Here is an 18,375-nt window from a genome sequence, read left to right on the forward strand (position 1 = left end):
CCATGGCCGCACACCCGATCCCCGACGGCCCCGAACACACCGCCGAAACCGCCGCCACCGTGCTGCGCTACCACCTGTGCTGGAAACACCGCGACCTCGACGGTGTGATGGCGCTCTATCACCCCGACATCCAGTACAACGACTTCTTCCAGAACCGCGTACTGCACCTGGCCGAGCTGCGCGAATACGTGGCCGCCAGCATGCCGCGCCAGGATGGCGAGGACATCGTGCACAGCGACCGCATCCGCACCGACGGCTGCACCGCCTTCATCCAGTACCAGGTAACGCTGCGCGGCGGCGACGGCATCACCGCGTTTCGTGCCAGCGAGGCGATCACCGTGCGCGACGGCCTGATCTGGCAGGTCAACGAATACGCCTCGCTGGTGCGCGAGCCTTCACGCCACACCGGCCACCCCAGCCTGCGCCCGGCCACCAGCCGCCTGGGCCTGTCACCGCGCCAGCTGAGCTTCATGGCCCAGGACCTGCAGCACTACTTCACCCGTCGCCAGCCCTATCTGGACCCGCAACTGGACCTGCAACAGGTCGCCCGCGAGTGCGGCTACAGCCGCAACCAGATCTCCTACCTGCTCAACCAGGTGCTGGGCCAGAGCTTCTACCGCTACGTCAACCAGGCCCGCCTGCAGCATCTGCTGGCTGAACTGGAGCGCGCAGGCCCGGCGCCCAAGGTCGATGACCTGGCCTTCGCCGCCGGCTTCAATTCACTGTCGGCGTTCTACAAGTGCTTTCGCCAACACACCGGCCTGTCGCCCAAGGCCTACGTGCAACAGATTTCTCTGCGGACACGCACGCAAGACAATCCGCCCGCCCAGCCCTAGCATCGGCCCACACCGTTACGGATGTGGAGCCGAACACAATGCAGGCATGGCGCAGTATCAGCCTTTGGATGGACCAGCTTGACGAGCCGCTGATCGCGCGCCCGGCGTTGCGCCAGGACCTGGACGTGGATGTATGCATCATCGGCGCCGGCTACACGGGCCTGTGGAGCGCCTACTACCTCAAGCGCCAGGCACCGCACCTGAACATCGCCATCGTCGAGGCCAACATCGCAGGCTTCGGCGCCTCGGGGCGTAACGGCGGCTGGCTGATGGGCAACCTGCTGGGCGAAGACCGCCTGCTGGCCGATTGCTCCCCCGAACGGCGCCGCGACGCCTATGACCTGCTGCACGGCATCCCCGACGAAGTGGAAACGGTACTCGAGCGCGAAGGCATCCACTGCGACTACCGCAAGGGCGGCGCCCTTTATTGTGCGGCGCGCTACCCCGAGCAGGAAGCGAGCCTGCGCAGTTACCTGCAAAAGCTCTACCGGCAGGGCCTGAACGAGGCCGAGTATCGCTGGCTGAGCACGGTCGAGCTGGCCGCGCAGCTGCGCATCGCCAAGCCCTATGGGGCGATCTACACGCCGAACGTGGCCACCGTGCACCCGGCCAAACTGGTGCGCGGCCTGGCCCGGGCCGTCGAGCGTCTGGGGGTGAAGCTCTACGAGAACAGCCCGGTCATCGACTGGCACAAGGGGCAGATACGCACCGCCCAGGCACAGGTGCGCTGCCAGTGGGTGGTGCCGGCGGTGGAAGGCTATGCCGTCGGGCTGCCGCCGCTGGGTCGCTATCAGTTGCCGGTACAGAGCCTGCTGGTGGCCACCGAGCCGCTGCCTGAGCAGGTGTGGGAGCAGATCGGCCTGAACGCCGGTCAGGCCTTCAGCGAAAACAGCCGCCAGGTCACCTACGGCCAGCGCAGCGCCGACAACCGCCTGGTGTTCGGCGCCCGCGGCGGCTATCGCTTCGCCGGGCGCCTGCGCGAAGACTTCACCCTCAGCGACAGCGAAATCGGCCTGCGCCGCTACCTGTTCGGCGAGCTGTTTCCGCAGCTCAGGAACGTCGACATCACCCACGCCTGGGGCGGCAACCTGGGCATGGCGCGGCGCTTTCGCCCGCACATGCTGTGCGATGCCGAGCAGGGAATCGCCCTGGCCGGTGGCTATGGCGGCGAAGGCGTGGGCGCCAGCAACCTGGGCGGGCGCACCGTGGCGGCGCTGATCCTGGGCCAACGCAACGCACTCACCGCCCAGCCCTGGGTACACCCCGCGGCGCGCCTGACCAGCCTGGCGCGCTGGGAGCCCGAGCCATGCCGCTGGCTCGGCTACAACGCGATCATCAAGAGCTTCGTCCACGAAGACCAGACCCTTGCCAACCCGGCCAGCGCCCCCTGGCGCCGGCGCCTGGCCAGCGGTGTGGCGGACTTCATGGAAAGCCTGATGCACTGACTTCCCCCTGCACAGGACCACCGGCATGCGCATTACCCAGTTCAAGCACACCCATAGCGTCGCTCTCGAACAGTCAAACCCGGTGGCCGTGCCCCTGGGCGAGCCGGTGGCGGTCACCTCGGTGACCTGCGTGGAGCGCAACGACGGCGTCGAAACCGGCATCTGGGAATGTACCCCGGGCCGCTGGCGGCGCCAGATCGAGCAGCAGGAGTTCTGCCACTTCATCAAGGGCCGCTGCACCTTCACCCCCGATGGCGGCGAGCCGCTGACCATAGAAGCCGGCGACGCACTGATGTTGCCGGCCAACAGCACCGGTATCTGGGATATCCACGAGACCGTGCGCAAGACCTACGTATTGATTTTCTGATCCTTTGATCGCCTGCCTCCTTCGACAAAAACAGACCAAGCAAGGAATCCGGACATGCGCCCATTGCTCTTCGCCCCGCTGTTGCTGGCCGCCTCCATCGCCCAGGCGGCCGACTCGGTAAAAATCTACAACTGGTCCAGCTACATCGCCCCCGACACCCTTAAGAACTTCCAGGCCGCCAGCGGCATCGTGCCCACCTATGACGTGTTCGACAGCAACGAGACCCTCGACGGCAAACTGATGACCGGCAATTCGGGCTACGACGTGGTGTTCCCCTCCAACCACTTCATGGCCCGGCAGATCCAGGGCAAGGCGCTAAAGGCGCTGGACAAGCGCCAGTTGCCCAACTGGAAGAACCTCAACCCGGTGCTGCTCAAGGCGCTGGAAGTCAACGACCCGGGCAACCGCTACGGCTTCCCCTACCTGTGGGGCAGCACCGGCATCGGCTACAACATCGACAAGGTCAAGGCGGCGCTGGGCGAGAATGCCCCGGTGGACTCCTGGGACCTGATCTTCAAGCCCGAGAACATCAGCAAGCTCAAGAGCTGCGGCGTGGCGATCCTCGACAACGGCCCCGAACTGCTGCCGATCGCGCTCAACTACCTGGGCCTGCCGCACCACAGCCAGGACCCGGCCGACTACGAGAAGGCCAAGGCCCTGCTGATGAAGGTGCGCCCGTACATCAGCTACTTCCACTCCTCCAAATACACCGGCGACCTGGCCAACGGCGATATCTGCGTGGTGGTGGGCTTCTCCGGCGACGTGCTGCAGGCCAGAAACCGTGCAGAAGAGGCCAGAAACGGGGTGAAGGTGGGCTATGAGATTCCCAGGGAAGGCGCGCCGATGTGGTTCGACATGGTCGCCATGCCCGCCGATGCCCCGGACGAAAAGGCCGGCTATGCCTACATGAACTACCTGTTGCAACCCGAGGTGATGGCCGACATCAGCAACCATGTGCAGTACGCCAACGGCAACCAGGCAGCCGACCGCCTGGTGGACCCGGCGCTCAAGGCCAACAGCATGATCTACCCGACCGATGCCATGCTCGGCAAGCTGTTCGCCCTGCAGGCCATGCCGGCCAAGATCGATCGCCTGCGCACCCGCATCTGGACCAGCATCAAGGCCGGCAACTGAGCCACCCTGCAATAGATACCACCCTCGGCCTGTGTGCCCCGGCAGCCTGAAGCCCTTGCCGGGGCAACAGCGCAGCCCGCCCGTTGCCCGGCGCCCACCCACTGCCGAGCACACACCATGCCCTTGAAGACCCTGCCGTACTTTCACCGCGTTGCGCTGCGCCAGCGCTTTGCCGATCACCTGGCACAGGCCCGAGACAGCCTCGATGACGAGGAGCATCGTTGGCTGCAAGGCTGGCTGCAGGCGCCAGGGCCCGACGCGCCGCGAATCGACCGCCTGAGCGCGATCACCGCCAGCGCCCACGCCAGCGAACTGACCGCCAGCCTGCTGCTGAGCCGCAGCACGCACCCCCGTGTTTTTTTCTACCACCCGTTGCTGGGGCTGCTGCGCTTCGAAGACCGTACCCAGCTCAAGCACCACCTCGTTGAACTGCTGAGCAGCGGCCACCCGCACGTACTGCTGCACTACATCGCCCCCAGGGATCGCCTGCTGGAAGGCCAGGGCGGCATCGTGGATGTTCAGGTCGAACGGCTGGAGGACGAGGTGTTCGAGTACCTGATGCTGGTCATCGCCGCTCGCCAGGGCCAGGCGCTGGGCGAGCTGCAGCAGCAGGTACTGGGCCAGCCGCCAGCCGACTCGTTATGGGAGCATGCCCTGGCCACCACCACCGCTACCGCTGCAGCGGCGCCGCAGCGCCTGGCGGCGGCACGCGACTGCCAACGGCAACTGCACCGGTACTGGCATACCGCCAAGGCCGGCAGCGAAACGCCGGCCCGGCAACTGGCCCGCCTGATGGGCGCGCGCGTGCGCGAGGCGATCACGCGCCAGGCCTGGGCCGGCGCCCTTGCCGAAACCGACCATGCAGCGCTGCTGCAATGGCTGGACACCGAGGCCCTCTCGTCCCTGCAGGCGTTCAGCCTCAACGTCACCACCGCGCAAGGCCGCAGCCAACTGCTGGAGGGCGTGCTCGCGCTTGGCACCCGTGCCGGCCCGGTGTTCACCTGGTGTGCTGCACGCGGGCTGGAGCGCCATGCCAGCAAGCGGGCGTTGTTATCGTCGCTGACCGCCCCCCGGTTGCGCGACAGCTGGCGCCCGGTGGTCAGCCCATCGCGGCAGAGCCAACTGGGCGCCTTGCGCATCAGCGCCCTGCACCTGCAACCGCTGGCCGCCCCTGCACTGGACAGCTGGGTTGGCCAGGTGCTGAGCGCCCAGCAACAGGACATCGAAACACAACTGCGCCCTGACAGCGGCCACGACGGTTATCAGGCATGTCGCCAGGCACTGGACCTCGACAGTCGACTGGCCGGCGAACTCGCGCGTCTGGGCACCTCGCCCCACGCCCACGACAGCCCGGCCACCCTGGCCCGGCTGCAAGCGTCGGCACAGGCAGCCGGCGCTGACCTGGAGGAACTGAACCGGCTGGTGAGCGCACTGACCGGCCACGCGCAGGCACTGTTCGAAGAGGTACCAGGCCTGGAGACGGTGACTGCGGCAGGGCTCGACCAGGCCCTTGCCGCAGTGCTGGACAAGGGCCCGCCAGTGCCCCAAGTACGCCTGGGCCAGCCCGGCGCCGGGCGCACCTGGCTGAGCCTGGCCGAACTGGTGTGGCAGCGGCTCGGCGGTATCGGTACCTCGCTGGATGAACGCTGGCTAGTCAGCGGCCCGGTGGTGGCCGAACAGCCTGTGGCCTTGCCTGCGCTCGACCTGGCGCTGGCCCGACAGGCTGTCGCACAGGTCGCCGATGCCACCGGCAGCCAACTGGCGAGCGCCCTGACGCAGTATCAAGCGCAGCGACGCACGTACCTCAAGCACCTGTGGCAACTGGCCCTGACCCTCGAATACCGCCTGCTCGACCACGACAGCCTGCTGCCAGCCCCGGCACGCGCGCTGATTCACGCCGCCCTGTTTCCGGCGCCCTCGCCGGCAGCGCCGGCCTGGGCCTGGCAACTGGCCCTGGACCAGGCGCCCAGCAGCGAGGCCCTGCTGCTGACCCGCCAGCCGCTCGAGGCACAGCCCGATCTGTGGCTGCTGTGGACCCTCGACCAGGGCTTTGCCGCATTCACCTCGCGCCTTGCGCTGGAGCAGGCCATCGCAGCGCGCTACCCCGCCGCGCAACGCTTTCAATGGCTGGCGCTGGCAGGCGCGCCTGCGCACCACCTGCAGAGCTGGCAGGCCGAACACGACGTGGCCGCAACGCGGCGCGCCTTCGACCGGCTCACCCGGCGCGGCCTGCCTGCCGCACACCTGCCCGACCTGCTGCGCGGCACGCTCGACACGCCTGGCACGCTGCGCTACCTGCAGCGTCTGCAGCGCCTGGCCAGTGCCCGGCGCCTGCGTGCCCAACTGCCTGACTGGCAGGCGCAGGCCGCCCCCAGCGAACAGTACGGCTACCTGCAGGTTCTGGGGCGCAACCTGCTGCAAAGCCCGTCATCACAGGACTACCTGTTCGACATCCCGGCGGTGACCGACTATGCCCGCCAACGGGTTCAGGCCCGCCTGGACCAGGACTTCGCGGCCGGCCGCTACCCTGCCGACCAGCTGTTGATCACCACCACGACCACGACAGCCTGCTGCCAGCCCCGGCACGCGCGCTGATTCACGCCGCCCTGTTTCCGGCGCCCTCGCCGGCAGCGCCGGCCTGGGCCTGGCAACTGGCCCTGGACCAGGCGCCCAGCAGCGAGGCCCTGCTGCTGACCCGCCAGCCGCTCGAGGCACAGCCCGATCTGTGGCTGCTGTGGACCCTCGACCAGGGCTTTGCCGCATTCACCTCGCGCCTTGCGCTGGAGCAGGCCATCGCAGCGCGCTACCCCGCCGCGCAACGCTTTCAATGGCTGGCGCTGGCAGGCGCGCCTGCGCACCACCTGCAGAGCTGGCAGGCCGAACACGACGTGGCCGCAACGCGGCGCGCCTTCGACCGGCTCACCCGGCGCGGCCTGCCTGCCGCACACCTGCCCGACCTGCTGCGCGGCACGCTCGACACGCCTGGCACGCTGCGCTACCTGCAGCGTCTGCAGCGCCTGGCCAGTGCCCGGCGCCTGCGTGCCCAACTGCCTGACTGGCAGGCGCAGGCCGCCCCCAGCGAACAGTACGGCTACCTGCAGGTTCTGGGGCGCAACCTGCTGCAAAGCCCGTCATCACAGGACTACCTGTTCGACATCCCGGCGGTGACCGACTATGCCCGCCAACGGGTTCAGGCCCGCCTGGACCAGGACTTCGCGGCCGGCCGCTACCCTGCCGACCAGCTGTTGATCACCACCACGCGCTGGGTCACCGCGTTGCCGCCCACCGGCGAGGTCCCCACAGGCGAAGCGGCCGCCAGCATCCAGCATCGCCAGACGCTGGTCGACTACGCGCTCAACCATTACCGCGACTGGGACCACGCCATCACCGCAATCACGCTCGAGGGCGACATGACCGTGCCTGCGCGCATCGATGCCGCCTACCTGCGGGCGCTGGTGCGCGAACTGGACCTGGGTCAAGGCTATCGCCAGCTGCTGGCCGAGCAACTGGACCGCAACCATGCGAGCTACCCCAGGCGCCTGCGGCTGTTCTGCCGGCAATTGCCGGGGCAACTGCTGGAGGCGGCGTGGCGCGCCCGGCTCCAGGGGCAACTGGGCGCAGCCGACGTCGAGTGCATCCGCGCCGTCGTCGAGCAGCCCGACGCCACCGCCCGTGACCAGCTGCCAGCCCCCGCCGCACAACTGGTGCCCCTGGAACTGATCGCCGACAGCGGCCTGCCCCCCGATACCGTGCCCGGGGTGTACCTGTTCATGTACGCCAGCCCCGCGCCCGGCCCCGTGGTGATGTACACGCCGTACCAGGCCGGCGGTCTGTTCCAGGCCTTCAGCAGTTCGGCCGACCTGCTGCAGCAGCTTCGCAGCGTGCCAACCCTGCAGGCCCGGATACTGGCCTGCATGCCCGACACGATGCGCCCGCGCTACGACCACGGTGGGTTCACCGAGGCCCACCTGCCCTACAGCGCCGAATTCGATTTCGAGCTGCCCCTGTATGCCCAGCAGCCGGTGACCCTGGCCTGGCGCCCGGTGCATGGCAACGCCCTGCAGTACCTGTTCGAGACCAATGCAGCGCTGCTGCAGGGCATGGCCCATACGCAACTGGTGAGTACCGCCGAAGCCCGCTGGGCCACCCTGAAAGAGGTACTCGGGCTGCTCTGGAGCCAACTGACCCTGTTCATCCCCGGCCGCATCGGCCTGCTGCTGGCCGCGTGGCAGGGCGAACTGTCGCTGCTGCAATTGGCCGAGCGCCCCTCGGGCGACTGGGCGCAGGCCTTGTCGGAACTGACCTGCACCCTGGTGCAGGGCCTGCTGGCCGGGCATGGCGTGCGCGAACAGGGCCCTGGCGCGCTGCCGGCCGACGAAGGCGAATTCTGGCGGCGCCTGGGGCAGGCGTCGCACCAGCGGCTGTCCGCCTACGAAGTGCCGCAGCAGTCCCTCGATGGCCTGGCCAGCCGCGAGCAGATCTATACCGACGTCGATGGCCAGACGCAGTTCGCCTGCCTGGAGGGCAAGGTGTACGGCGTTCGCCAGCTGGACCAGCGCTGGCACCTGAGTGCGCCGGACATCGACGAACCAGGGCCACGCCTGCTCAGCGAAGGCAACGGCCGCTGGCAGATCGACCCGCAGCAGGCCATACCCGTGCTAAGTGGTGGCATCATCGGCAGGCTGGGCGGGTGGGCCTCGCGTCAGGTGATGGCCGGCAACGATATCGTCATCCGGGCCGTGGGCATGCGCCAGATCCAGCGACTCATGCCGGCCCGTGCGCGCATGCTGCGCCAGGCACACCGCACGGCGCTCGACTACCTGGGCATCTGCCTGGACAACCTGCAGCAGGCCAGCCCGGTGCAACGCATGCCGGCACAGACCCGCACGATCCTCAGCGATTTCTTCGGCGTCGAACCCGACGAAGCCCTGCTGCAGCGCGTACGCGAACCGGTGGAAAAACTCTTCGAACTGATGACCTCGCAGGACTATTCGGTCGCCACGTCCAGGCGCTACATCCTGGCCAGCAATATCGGCAACTACACCGGCATCGCCTTCACCTCGCCCCATGACCCGCTCCGGCAACTGTTTCTGCTGGACGCCTATTTCGACGTCAGCTACCTGGGCAGGCTCCAGCTCAGGCCCGAGCTGTCCTGGCAGGAAGCCGATGCCATTGCGCGTGCCAACTGCCTGCTGCACGAGTTCTCGCATATCGCCTATGACACACGCGACATGCGCTACCTGGATGCCTCGCTGGCGTTTGCCGACCTGCTCATGCCCGGCGAGCAGCAGGATTGGCTCAGGCGCCAGCACGACGAGGCGTTCTCTCACCGTTCACCGGCCCGGCGCCTGTTCGTGGTGCGCTCACGCGATGGTACCCGACGCGACATCACCCGTGACGACAACAAGGGCCTGAGCCTGATCCTCAAGATCGCCGACACCCATGACCTGGCGGTCGCGCGCCAGCGCTTTCTGGACGATGCGGTGGTGCGCTCGCGAATCATGCTCAAGAACGCCGACTCGCTGACCCTGCTGGTCTACCGCCTGGGCCAGGCAAGCCATCGCCCACCGGCGGCGGGAGGCTGAAACGAAAACGCCCGCGCAGCCAGGGGCTGCGCGGGCGTGAGGCGTGCGAAAACTCAGTGGTGTTCGCGGGTGGCGCGGAATTTCACGTCCGGCCAGCGTTCTTCCATCAGCGCCAGGTTGACCCGGGTCGGCGCCAGGTAGGTCAGGTGACCGCCACCGTCGATTGCCAGGTTTTCCACGGCCTTGTTGCTGAATTCCTCGAGTTTCTTCTTGTCGTCGCAGCTGATCCAGCGCGCCGACCACACGGTGATCGGCTCGTAGCCGCACTCGACCTTGTACTCTTCCTTCAGGCGGCTGGCGACCACGTCGAACTGCAGCACACCCACGGCGCCGAGGATGATGTCGTTGCTGCGCTCGGGGAAGAACACCTGGGTGGCGCCCTCTTCGGCCAGTTGCTGCAGGCCCTGGCGCAGCTGCTTGGACTTGAGCGGGTCCTTCAGGCGCACGCGGCGGAACAGCTCAGGGGCGAAGTGCGGGATACCGGTGAAGCCCAGGCTCTCGCCCTCGGTGAAGGTGTCGCCGATCTGGATGGTGCCGTGGTTGTGCAGGCCGATGATGTCGCCGGCGAACGCCTCTTCGAGCTGCTCGCGCTCGGACGAGAAGAACGTCAGTGCGTCGCCGATGCGCAGGTCCTTGCCGGTGCGCACGTGGCGCATCTTCATGCCCTTCTCGTACTTGCCCGAGCAGATGCGCATGAACGCGATGCGGTCGCGGTGCTTGGGGTCCATGTTCGCCTGGATCTTGAACACGAAGCCGCTGAACTTCTCTTCGGTCGGCTCCACGGTGCGCTCATGGGCCACACGTGGCAGCGGACGTGGCGCCCAGTCGACCACCGCGTCGAGCACATGGTCGACACCGAAGTTGCCCAGCGCGGTACCGAAGAACACCGGGGTCAGCTGGCCGTTGATGAACTCGTCCTGGTCGAACTCATGGCAGGCGCCCTGCACCAGTTCCAGTTGCTCGATGAAGCGCTCGTACTCGTCACCCAGGTGGGCGCGGGCTTCATCCGAGTCGAGCTTCTCGATGATCTTCACCTCGGTACGCTCGTGGCCGTGGCCCGGGGTGTACACGATGATGTAGTCACCGGCCAGGTGGTACACGCCCTTGAAGTCGCGGTAGCAGCCGATCGGCCAGGTGATCGGCGCGGCCTTGATCTTGAGAACCGCCTCGATCTCGTCGAGCAGCTCGATCGGGTCGCGGATATCGCGGTCGAGTTTGTTGATGAAGCTGACGATGGGCGTGTCACGCAGACGGCACACGTCCATCAGGGCGATGGTACGTGGCTCTACGCCCTTGCCGCCGTCGAGCACCATCAGCGCCGAGTCCACTGCGGTCAGGGTGCGGTAGGTGTCTTCGGAGAAGTCTTCGTGGCCGGGGGTATCGAGCAGGTTGACCATATGGTCGCGATACGGGAACTGCATCACCGAGGTGGTGATGGAGATGCCGCGCTGCTTTTCCATTTCCATCCAGTCGGAGGTGGCATGGCGGTCGGACTTTCGCGATTTCACCGTACCGGCGACGGCAATCGCCTTGCCCATCAGCAGCAGCTTCTCGGTGATGGTGGTCTTACCCGCATCGGGGTGGGAAATAATGGCGAAGGTGCGGCGTTTCGCGACTTCGGCGGCCTGGTTGGTCATGGGAAATCGCCTGACTGGAGATTCAAAAAAGGGCGGCGATTATAGCCCAAACTCACCCCCTAACTGAACCACTGGGTCGATCTGCGCTGGCCAAATGCCGCTTCGGATGGGAACCTTTGCATCTGCGGAGACGTCCACTGCCCTGTTACGAGATGTTACGTATACGGTTTTCAACCGTTCGTCAGGGTGGGTTTCATCGGCAACATGCGCCTGACGAGGCTGCGCTCATGGCGTGTTCCGCTCTACCGGAGCGACCCGCTGCTTATCGCGATCACACTGCCTGCTGCCTGGACCGGCAGCCGCCACGGGAGTGTGCCCGCCGACAAAAAAAGGAGTCCGCCTGTGGCTAAACGCTATGGCAAGGGGCTGATGGGATGGGCCGCCGCGCTCGTCATCCTGGCCCTGCTGATCCACTGGATCGGCATCGATACGATCGCGCACTACCGCGCCGATCTGTGGTTCTACCTGCAAGCGCACCTGATGCTGGTGGCGTGCTCGATGGTTGCGGCGCTGGCCGTGGGTATCCCCGCCGGCATTGCCTTGAGTCGACCGCACCGGGTCGACCGCGCCGAACGCTTCATGCAGATCTTCAACATTGGCAACACCGTTCCCCCCCTGGCCGTTCTGGCCATCGCCCTGAGCTTTCTGGGCATCGGCGCAGGCCCGGCAATCTTCGCGCTGTTCCTCGCCTCCCTGCTGCCCATCGTGCGCAACACCTACGAAGGCCTGAAAAACGTCCCCGCCTCGCTCAAGGAAGCCGCCACCGGCATCGGCATGACCCCGCGCCAGACGCTGTGGCGGGTCGAGCTGCCCAACGCGGTACCGATCATCGTCGGCGGCGTTCGAGTGGCACTGGCAATCAACGTGGGTACCGCGCCGCTGTCGTTCCTGATCGGCGCCAACAGCCTGGGCAGCCTGATCTTCCCCGGCATCGCCCTTAACAACCAGCCGCAACTGTTGCTAGGCGCCGCCACCACGGCCTTGCTCGCCCTGCTGCTCGATGCGCTGGTCAGCCAATGCAGTCGCCGCTGGCTCGAACGCGGCCTGGCCAACTAAGCGAAGGAACCCCCATGAAAAGAATCGCCTTGTTGCTGGGCGCGGCCCTGCTGTTCGCAGGATTCGCCCAGGCCGCCGACAAACCCCTGATCCGCCTCGGCGCGCGGGTGTTCACCGAACAGACCGTGCTGGCCGAAATCACCGCGCAGTACCTGCGCAGCCACGGCTTCGACGTGCGCATCACCGGCGGCCTGGGCAGCACCCTGGCGCGCAGCGCGCAGGAAAGCGGCCAGCTGGACATGGTGTGGGAATACACCGGCGTGTCGCTGGTGTCCTACAACCATATCGACGAACGCATGGACAGCGCCGAGGCCACCTACGCCCGGGTCAAGCAGCTGGACGCGAAGAAGGGCCTGGTGTGGCTGGCACCCTCGAAGTTCAGCAACACCTATGCCCTGGCGCTGCCGCGCAACATCGCCGAGCAGTACCCGCAGGTCAACAGCATCAGCCAGCTCAATCAGGTGCTGCGCGACGAGCCCGACCGCAGCCATGTACTGGCGCTGGACACCGAGTTCGCCAACCGCCCCGACGGCCTGGTGGGCCTGACCCAGACCTACGACCTGCAGTTCACCCGCCGCGACATCCGCCAGATGGACGCCGGGCTGGTGTACACCGCGCTGCGCAACGGCCAGGTGTTCAGCGGGCTGGTGTACACCACCGACGGGCGCCTGAGCGCCTTCGACCTCAAGCTGCTGGACGACGACCTGCACTACTTCCCCGACTACACCGCCGCCCCGGTGGTGCGCCAGGCCGTACTCGACGCCCATCCGCAACTGGCCGGGCTGCTCAAGCCGCTGGCCGAGCAACTGGATGACGAGACCATGCGCCAGCTCAATGCCAAGGTGGACGTCGAGCACCAGAGCCCGAGCAAAGTCGCCGCCGCCTACCTGCGCCAGCATCCACCTGCCGAGGAGCAACCATGAGTCTGCTTGATACCTTCGCCCACCTGGACTGGGCCCAGGTGCTGCAACTGACCTGGGAGCACATCACCCTGGTCGGCATCGCGGTCACCCTGGCCATTCTGATCGGCGTACCGCTGGGCATCCTGATGACCCGCTTTCCGGTGCTTGCCGGGCCTCTGCAGGCCAGCGCCACGGTGCTGCTGACCGTGCCGTCGATCGCCCTGTTCGGCCTGCTGCTGCCGTTCTATTCCAAGTTCGGCCAGGGCCTGGGCCCGCTGCCGGCGATCACCGCGGTGTTTCTGTACTCACTGCTGCCGATTCTGCGCAACACCTACCTGGCGCTGACCAACGTCGAGCCCGGCATACGCGAAGCCGCCCGCGGCATCGGCATGACCTTCGGCCAGCGCCTGCGCATGGTCGAGCTGCCGATTGCGGTACCGGTGATTCTGGCCGGTGTACGCACCGCCGTGGTGATGAACATCGGCGTGATGACCATTGCCGCGACCATCGGTGCCGGTGGCCTTGGCGTACTTATCCTGACCTCCATCAGCCGCAGCGACATGTCGATGCTGCTAGTCGGCGCCGTGCTGGTGAGCCTGCTGGCCATCTTCGCCGACCTGCTGCTGCAAGCCCTGCAACGCTCGCTGACTCCAAAAGGACTGCTCAAATGATCGAACTTCAGAACCTGTGCAAGACCTTCCACAGCAACGGCAAGGACGTAAAGGCCGTCGACTCGGTAAGCCTGACGGTCAACGAAGGCGAGATCTGCGTGTTCCTCGGCCCGTCCGGGTGCGGCAAGAGCACCACCCTCAAGATGATCAACCGCCTGATCGCGCCCACCTCGGGCAAGGTGCTGATCAATGGCGAAGACACCACCGACCTGGACGCGGTGACGCTGCGTCGCACCATCGGCTATGTGATCCAGCAGATCGGCCTGTTCCCCAACATGACCATCGAGGAGAACATCACCGTGGTGCCGCGCCTGCTCGGTTGGGACAAGCACAAGTGCCACGAGCGGGCCCGCGAGCTGATGAGCATGATCAAGCTCGAGCCCAAGCAGTACCTGCACCGCTACCCGCGTGAACTGTCCGGTGGCCAGCAGCAGCGTATCGGCGTGATCCGCGCGCTGGCGGCGGATGCGCCGCTGCTGCTGATGGACGAGCCGTTCGGTGCGGTCGACCCGATCAACCGCGAGATGATCCAGAACGAATTCTTCGAAATGCAGCGTGCGCTGAACAAGACCGTGATCATGGTCAGCCACGACATCGACGAGGCGATCAAGCTGGGCGACAAGATCGCCATCTTCCGCGCCGGCAAGCTGATCCAGATCGACCACCCCGACACCTTGCTGGCGCACCCGGCAGATGACTTCGTGAGCAACTTCGTGGGCCAGGACAGCACCCTCAAGCGCCTGCTGCTGGTGCGTGCCGAGGATGCGGCGGACAACGCGCCATCGGTGAGCCCCGAGACGTCGGTGGCCGATGCGCTGGAGCTGATGGACGAACATGACCGTCGCTACGTGGTGGTCACCGATGGCCAGAACAAGGCGATGGGCTATGTGCGCCGGCGCGACCTGCACCGTCAGCAGGGCACCTGCGCGGACTTCCTGCGCACGTTCAACGCCACCGCCGCGCATGACGAGCACCTGCGCATCCTGCTGTCGCGCATGTACGAGTTCAACCGTTCGTGGTTGCCGGTGCTGGACGCCGAGAACGTGTTCCTGGGCGAGGTCACCCAGGAATCGATTGCCGCGTACCTGAGCTCGGGGCGTTCGCGGGGCATGAAGACCAGCATCGTGTCGCCGGCTGAGGCGGTGGCCTGAATAGCTCCACCGCGATCTACTGCCGAACAGACAAGGCTGACAACGCCGGTCCGGCAGGCCATGGCCTGTGCTATCGGCGTAGCGAAGGCGTTGTCAGAACCCTACACTGGCCTGCACATAGAACGTGCGCGGCTCGCCCAGGTAGATCCCCGAATTGTTGTCGCTGGAACGGGTGAAGAACTGCTTGTCGAAGATGTTCTTCACCCCCGCCGCCAGCTTCAGGTTCGACAGCTGGGCACCAAAGTCATACCCGCCCCGCGCACTCCAGGTCACATACCCCGGAATGTCGCCATACTGCCCATCAGCCGTCGGTTCGGTGATGTAGTCGCCGGTAAAGGCACCTTTGCTGGTCATGCCGGTACCCGGAGCACGCTGTTTGGATTGCGCATAGGCGTCCACATTCCAGGTCCAGCGGTCCACCTGGTAACGCAGCCCGGCATTGGCGATCTGGCGTGAGTAGAACGGCAGGTCGCGCCCTTCGAAGCCCGGGATCGCCCCTTCATAGGTGGCGCGGGTGTAGGTGAAGCCGGCGTTCGCACTCAAGCCCTGCAGACGCGGGTCCAGCCCTGCCAGGTCGTAGTGCATCGAGGCCTCGATGCCCTGGTGCTTGGTCGCGCCCAGGTTGGTCCAGCCCACGTCGTTGCTGATGTACTGCAGCTCGTCATCGAAGTCGATGTAGAACGCGGTCAGCTCGCCGCCCCAGTTGCCGTTGTCATAGCGCGTGCCGATCTCGTAGGTCTTGGCCTTCTCGGCCTGCAGGCCGTTGGCGGTCTGGTCGCCCTGCCCGCCCTGGCCCAGCTGGAAATACTGCAGGCTGCCGAACGAGGTCTCGTAGTTGGCGAACAGCTTCCACGCATCGGACAGGTGATACATCACGCTCAATGCCGGCAGCGGTTCGTTGCTGGTCACGCTGCGGCTCTTGGCCACCACCGGCTTGTTGCCCAGGCCCATGACCGGGCGATCGTTCCAGTCGGTGTTGATGTGCTCGAAACGCACGCCCGGGGTGATGGTCCAGTTGCCCACGTCGATCTTGTTGTCGATGTAGTAGGCGCTGGCCTCGGTGCCGCCGGTACGGTCCTGGTACACGTGGCCGTCGGATTCCGGGGTCACGGTGGGCACGTTGTCGATCAGCGCCAGGCGCGTGGCCTGCTCGTGCATGGCTTCCTTGAGGTAGCGATAACCGACGCTGACCTCCTGGGTGGCCGGGCCGGTGACGAACACCCGCGACAGGCGCGGCTCGACGGCAAAGGTGTGGTAGCTGCGCGGGTACGACGACAGCGTCTGCTGGTCGCGCGCGGCAATGCTGCTGCCACGGAAGCTGTCGGTGTAGTAGGTCTGCACCTCGAACTGGGTCACGTCGTCGATCTGGCGCAGGTACTTGAGCGAGACATCCTTGCGCCGACCGGTGAAGTTGTCGTGGTCGCGGTCGGACTGGTAGGGGTTCTTGTCGAACTGGGCCTGGGTCAGGCCGCCGGGCATGTCGGCCTTGCCATCGTAGTAATGGAAGTTCAGCGACAGCTCGTCACGGTCGGTCAGCGCCCAGTGGGTCTTGAACAGCACGTCGTCGATGTCGTTGCTGTTGTTGCTGCTGCGGTAGCCATTGCCCTTGACCCCGGAGTACAGCAACGCCGCACCCAGGCCATTGTCGGCGGTGCCGCCAAGGAAGGCCGACTCGATGTGCTTCCAGCCGCCATGACGCGAGGTCTGGATCGTGGTGCCCAGCTCGCCGGTGGCCTTCTCGGGGATGGCTCGGGTGACGAAGTTGATCACCCCGCCGACGTTCTGCGGCCCATAGCGCACCGAGCCTGCGCCGCGCACCACGTCGATGCTGTCCAGGTTGCCCGAGGACCACGGTAAGCTATTTTCTAATAAAATGAGATAGAACCTACCCGGAGCCGATTCAATGCCCAAGGCATACGCATACGTCAGATGGTCAACCGCCTCGCAAGGCGAAGAAGGCCGAGACAGCCACGACCGTCAAACCACCCCACTCCAAGCATTTACAGAGGTCACAGGCGTCCCCGTGGTCGAAACCGTTATCGACAAGGGGATCAGTGCATTCCGTGGTGCAAACGCCCGGATCGGCCAGTTAAAAGGGTTGTTGGACAGGATAGAGAGTGGAGAAATTGAGCATGGCGACTACATCATTGTCGAATCAATCGACCGACTAACCCGCCAGAAACTCACCGACTCCGTTGATCTAATCCAATCAATTCTCAAAAAAGGCGTGCGACTACACACCGTTTTCGACAACAAGACATATTCCTACGACGATCCAAGCCGCGACCTCGAAACCTTGATCCTAGTAGGTGTAATCGCAAAACGGGCACACGAAGAAAGCGACACCAAGAGCAAACGCCTGAAATCCGTGTGGGTAAAGAAGCGAGACACTGCAGAAACCAACGTTATAGGTAAACGATGCCCCTACGGCTTTCGCTTTGATGAACAAAGTCAATCTTTTATCATCGTTGAAGATGAAGCCCAAGAAATTCGCCAGATTTTCGACCTACTCAAACACGTTGGAGTATTGGAGAGCGTTAAGCAAGTAAATAAACATTCAAAACGCCGTTGGACTAGAACAGCAGTCCTTCAACTTATAAACAGCAAAAGCCCAATTGGCGTGCTACGTTTGCAACGACGCAACGAGAACGGCACCAAAGCGTTTGATCGTTATGTTCCCAATTATTTTCCAAAAATCATTGATGAAATAGAATTCAGTGCAGCCGTTGCTGCGATGAAAACCCGATTAAATGGGCGAAATTACGGACGTAGAACACCCCACCATTACAATATTTTCCGGCACTGCATCCAATGCGAAGAACATAAATGCGGGATGATTTTCAACTTACAAATATTAGGAACCGAGAAAAAACGCTACGCCTACCTTGTTTGCTCTAACAGAGCCGAACGAGTATGCGAATGTAGTAACAGAATTAGATTTGAGCTTGTTTTCGGCACATTCCTCGCTTTCGTTAGGCAATTATCGGAAAATCGTTACATTGACGAGCGGACAGACAAGAAGCGAAAAGACTTCACTTGGTTCAGCCAAGACCAATACAAGCAAATGGACACCGTAAACGACGCATTCAGCCGTTTCTTTTCCGTTCGTGATACTTCGGCACCAAAAGAAGAAATACGAGCCAAGAAAGCCAAGCTAACAACCGAAAAATCCACATTGGAGATGTTAGAGGCTTCGCTAGCTCAGTTTGACGGAATAATTCCAAATACATTTATCAGGCGTGTGGCCGATAGCGAAGCACGGATCACCGTGTTAGAAAGCGAGATCCAAAAACTTGAAGGCACGTTAGCAATCGAAGCGGAAACGCTCGAAATCACCACCTACGAAGACATAATAGCCCTATACGAAACAGAAGAAGGCCGATTGAAACTCAACACATTTTTCATCACCAGAGGAATCACCTTCGACGTTAAAATTGACAAAGAAACAAACCTCGTCGGCATGGACATTCGTATAAAAGGTGAAAAAGACTTTAATCTTTATACCCATCAATTTTTCAAACAAAAAGCTCCACTAACGCCATTTGGAATACCAGACCTTTCCCACATCATAAAATAAAATTAAGCCCCTCT

General features: G+C 64.3%; 12 protein-coding genes and 1 pseudogene. 11 read left to right on the forward strand and 2 right to left on the reverse strand.

What is annotated here, in order from left to right; all coding sequences use genetic code 11:
- Positions 1–2: 2 nt before the first annotated feature.
- The 6 genes from V9K84_RS17055 (at position 3) to V9K84_RS17080 (ending at position 9,367) form a co-directional block, all read left to right on the forward strand.
- Complete coding sequence (locus V9K84_RS17055; protein WP_043862496.1) at positions 3–836, forward strand: nuclear transport factor 2 family protein; 834 nt, start codon at positions 3–5, stop codon at positions 834–836.
- Between the two features lie 38 nt (positions 837–874).
- Complete coding sequence (locus V9K84_RS17060; RefSeq protein ID WP_088515321.1) at positions 875–2,281, forward strand: FAD-dependent oxidoreductase; 1,407 nt, start codon at positions 875–877, stop codon at positions 2,279–2,281.
- 25 nt (positions 2,282–2,306) lie between these two features.
- Positions 2,307–2,648, forward strand: a complete 342-nt coding sequence (locus V9K84_RS17065) for a cupin domain-containing protein (RefSeq protein ID WP_043862498.1) — start codon at positions 2,307–2,309, stop codon at positions 2,646–2,648.
- Between the two features lie 54 nt (positions 2,649–2,702).
- A complete protein-coding gene (locus V9K84_RS17070) occupies positions 2,703–3,782 on the forward strand; it encodes a polyamine ABC transporter substrate-binding protein (protein WP_054916396.1) in 1,080 nt (359 codons plus the stop codon).
- Between the two features lie 117 nt (positions 3,783–3,899).
- The gene (locus V9K84_RS17075; RefSeq protein WP_338791566.1) at positions 3,900–6,377 is read left to right on the forward strand and encodes a hypothetical protein; all 2,478 of its coding nucleotides are present in this window, start codon (positions 3,900–3,902) and stop codon (positions 6,375–6,377) included.
- Positions 6,378–6,670: 293 nt separating this feature from the next.
- Complete coding sequence (locus tag V9K84_RS17080; protein ID WP_338791568.1) at positions 6,671–9,367, forward strand: DUF6543 domain-containing protein; 2,697 nt, start codon at positions 6,671–6,673, stop codon at positions 9,365–9,367.
- Between the two features lie 53 nt (positions 9,368–9,420).
- Here V9K84_RS17080 and V9K84_RS17085 read toward each other — a convergent pair whose 3' ends face one another.
- The gene (locus V9K84_RS17085; protein ID WP_043862501.1) at positions 9,421–11,004 is read right to left on the reverse strand and encodes a peptide chain release factor 3; all 1,584 of its coding nucleotides are present in this window, start codon (positions 11,002–11,004) and stop codon (positions 9,421–9,423) included.
- 342 nt (positions 11,005–11,346) lie between these two features.
- On the opposite strand from V9K84_RS17085, the gene V9K84_RS17090 reads away from it, so the two are divergent.
- From V9K84_RS17090 to V9K84_RS17105, 4 genes are read left to right on the forward strand one after another with little or no spacing between them, the layout of a single operon-like run.
- Positions 11,347–12,060, forward strand: coding sequence for an ABC transporter permease (locus V9K84_RS17090; RefSeq protein WP_054916398.1), 714 nt, complete (start codon positions 11,347–11,349; stop codon positions 12,058–12,060).
- 14 nt (positions 12,061–12,074) lie between these two features.
- Positions 12,075–12,983, forward strand: a complete 909-nt coding sequence (locus V9K84_RS17095; protein ID WP_088515319.1) for a glycine betaine ABC transporter substrate-binding protein — start codon at positions 12,075–12,077, stop codon at positions 12,981–12,983.
- Positions 12,980–13,633, forward strand: coding sequence for an ABC transporter permease (locus V9K84_RS17100; protein WP_043862504.1), 654 nt, complete (start codon positions 12,980–12,982; stop codon positions 13,631–13,633). The genes V9K84_RS17095 and V9K84_RS17100 overlap by 4 nt, the downstream gene beginning before the upstream one ends.
- On the forward strand, positions 13,630–14,784 hold the full coding sequence (locus V9K84_RS17105; protein ID WP_058541415.1) for an ABC transporter ATP-binding protein: 1,155 nt from the start codon (positions 13,630–13,632) through the stop codon (positions 14,782–14,784). Before V9K84_RS17100 ends, V9K84_RS17105 begins: the two co-directional genes overlap by 4 nt.
- 93 nt (positions 14,785–14,877) lie before the next feature.
- Here V9K84_RS17105 and V9K84_RS17110 read toward each other — a convergent pair.
- Positions 14,878–16,641 (reverse strand): annotated as a pseudogene (locus V9K84_RS17110) (TonB-dependent siderophore receptor); the annotation flags it as partial.
- A 46-nt stretch (positions 16,642–16,687) separates the two neighbouring features.
- On the opposite strand from V9K84_RS17110, the gene V9K84_RS17115 reads away from it, so the two are divergent.
- Positions 16,688–18,361 (forward strand): recombinase family protein, encoded by a 1,674-nt coding sequence (locus V9K84_RS17115; protein WP_017736445.1) that lies wholly within the window; start codon positions 16,688–16,690, stop codon positions 18,359–18,361.
- Positions 18,362–18,375 lie beyond the last annotated feature (14 nt).

It is taken from the genome of Pseudomonas sp. AE27 (genome assembly GCF_037113495.1).
Taxonomy (GTDB): Bacteria; Pseudomonadota; Gammaproteobacteria; order Pseudomonadales; family Pseudomonadaceae; genus Aquipseudomonas; species Aquipseudomonas palmensis.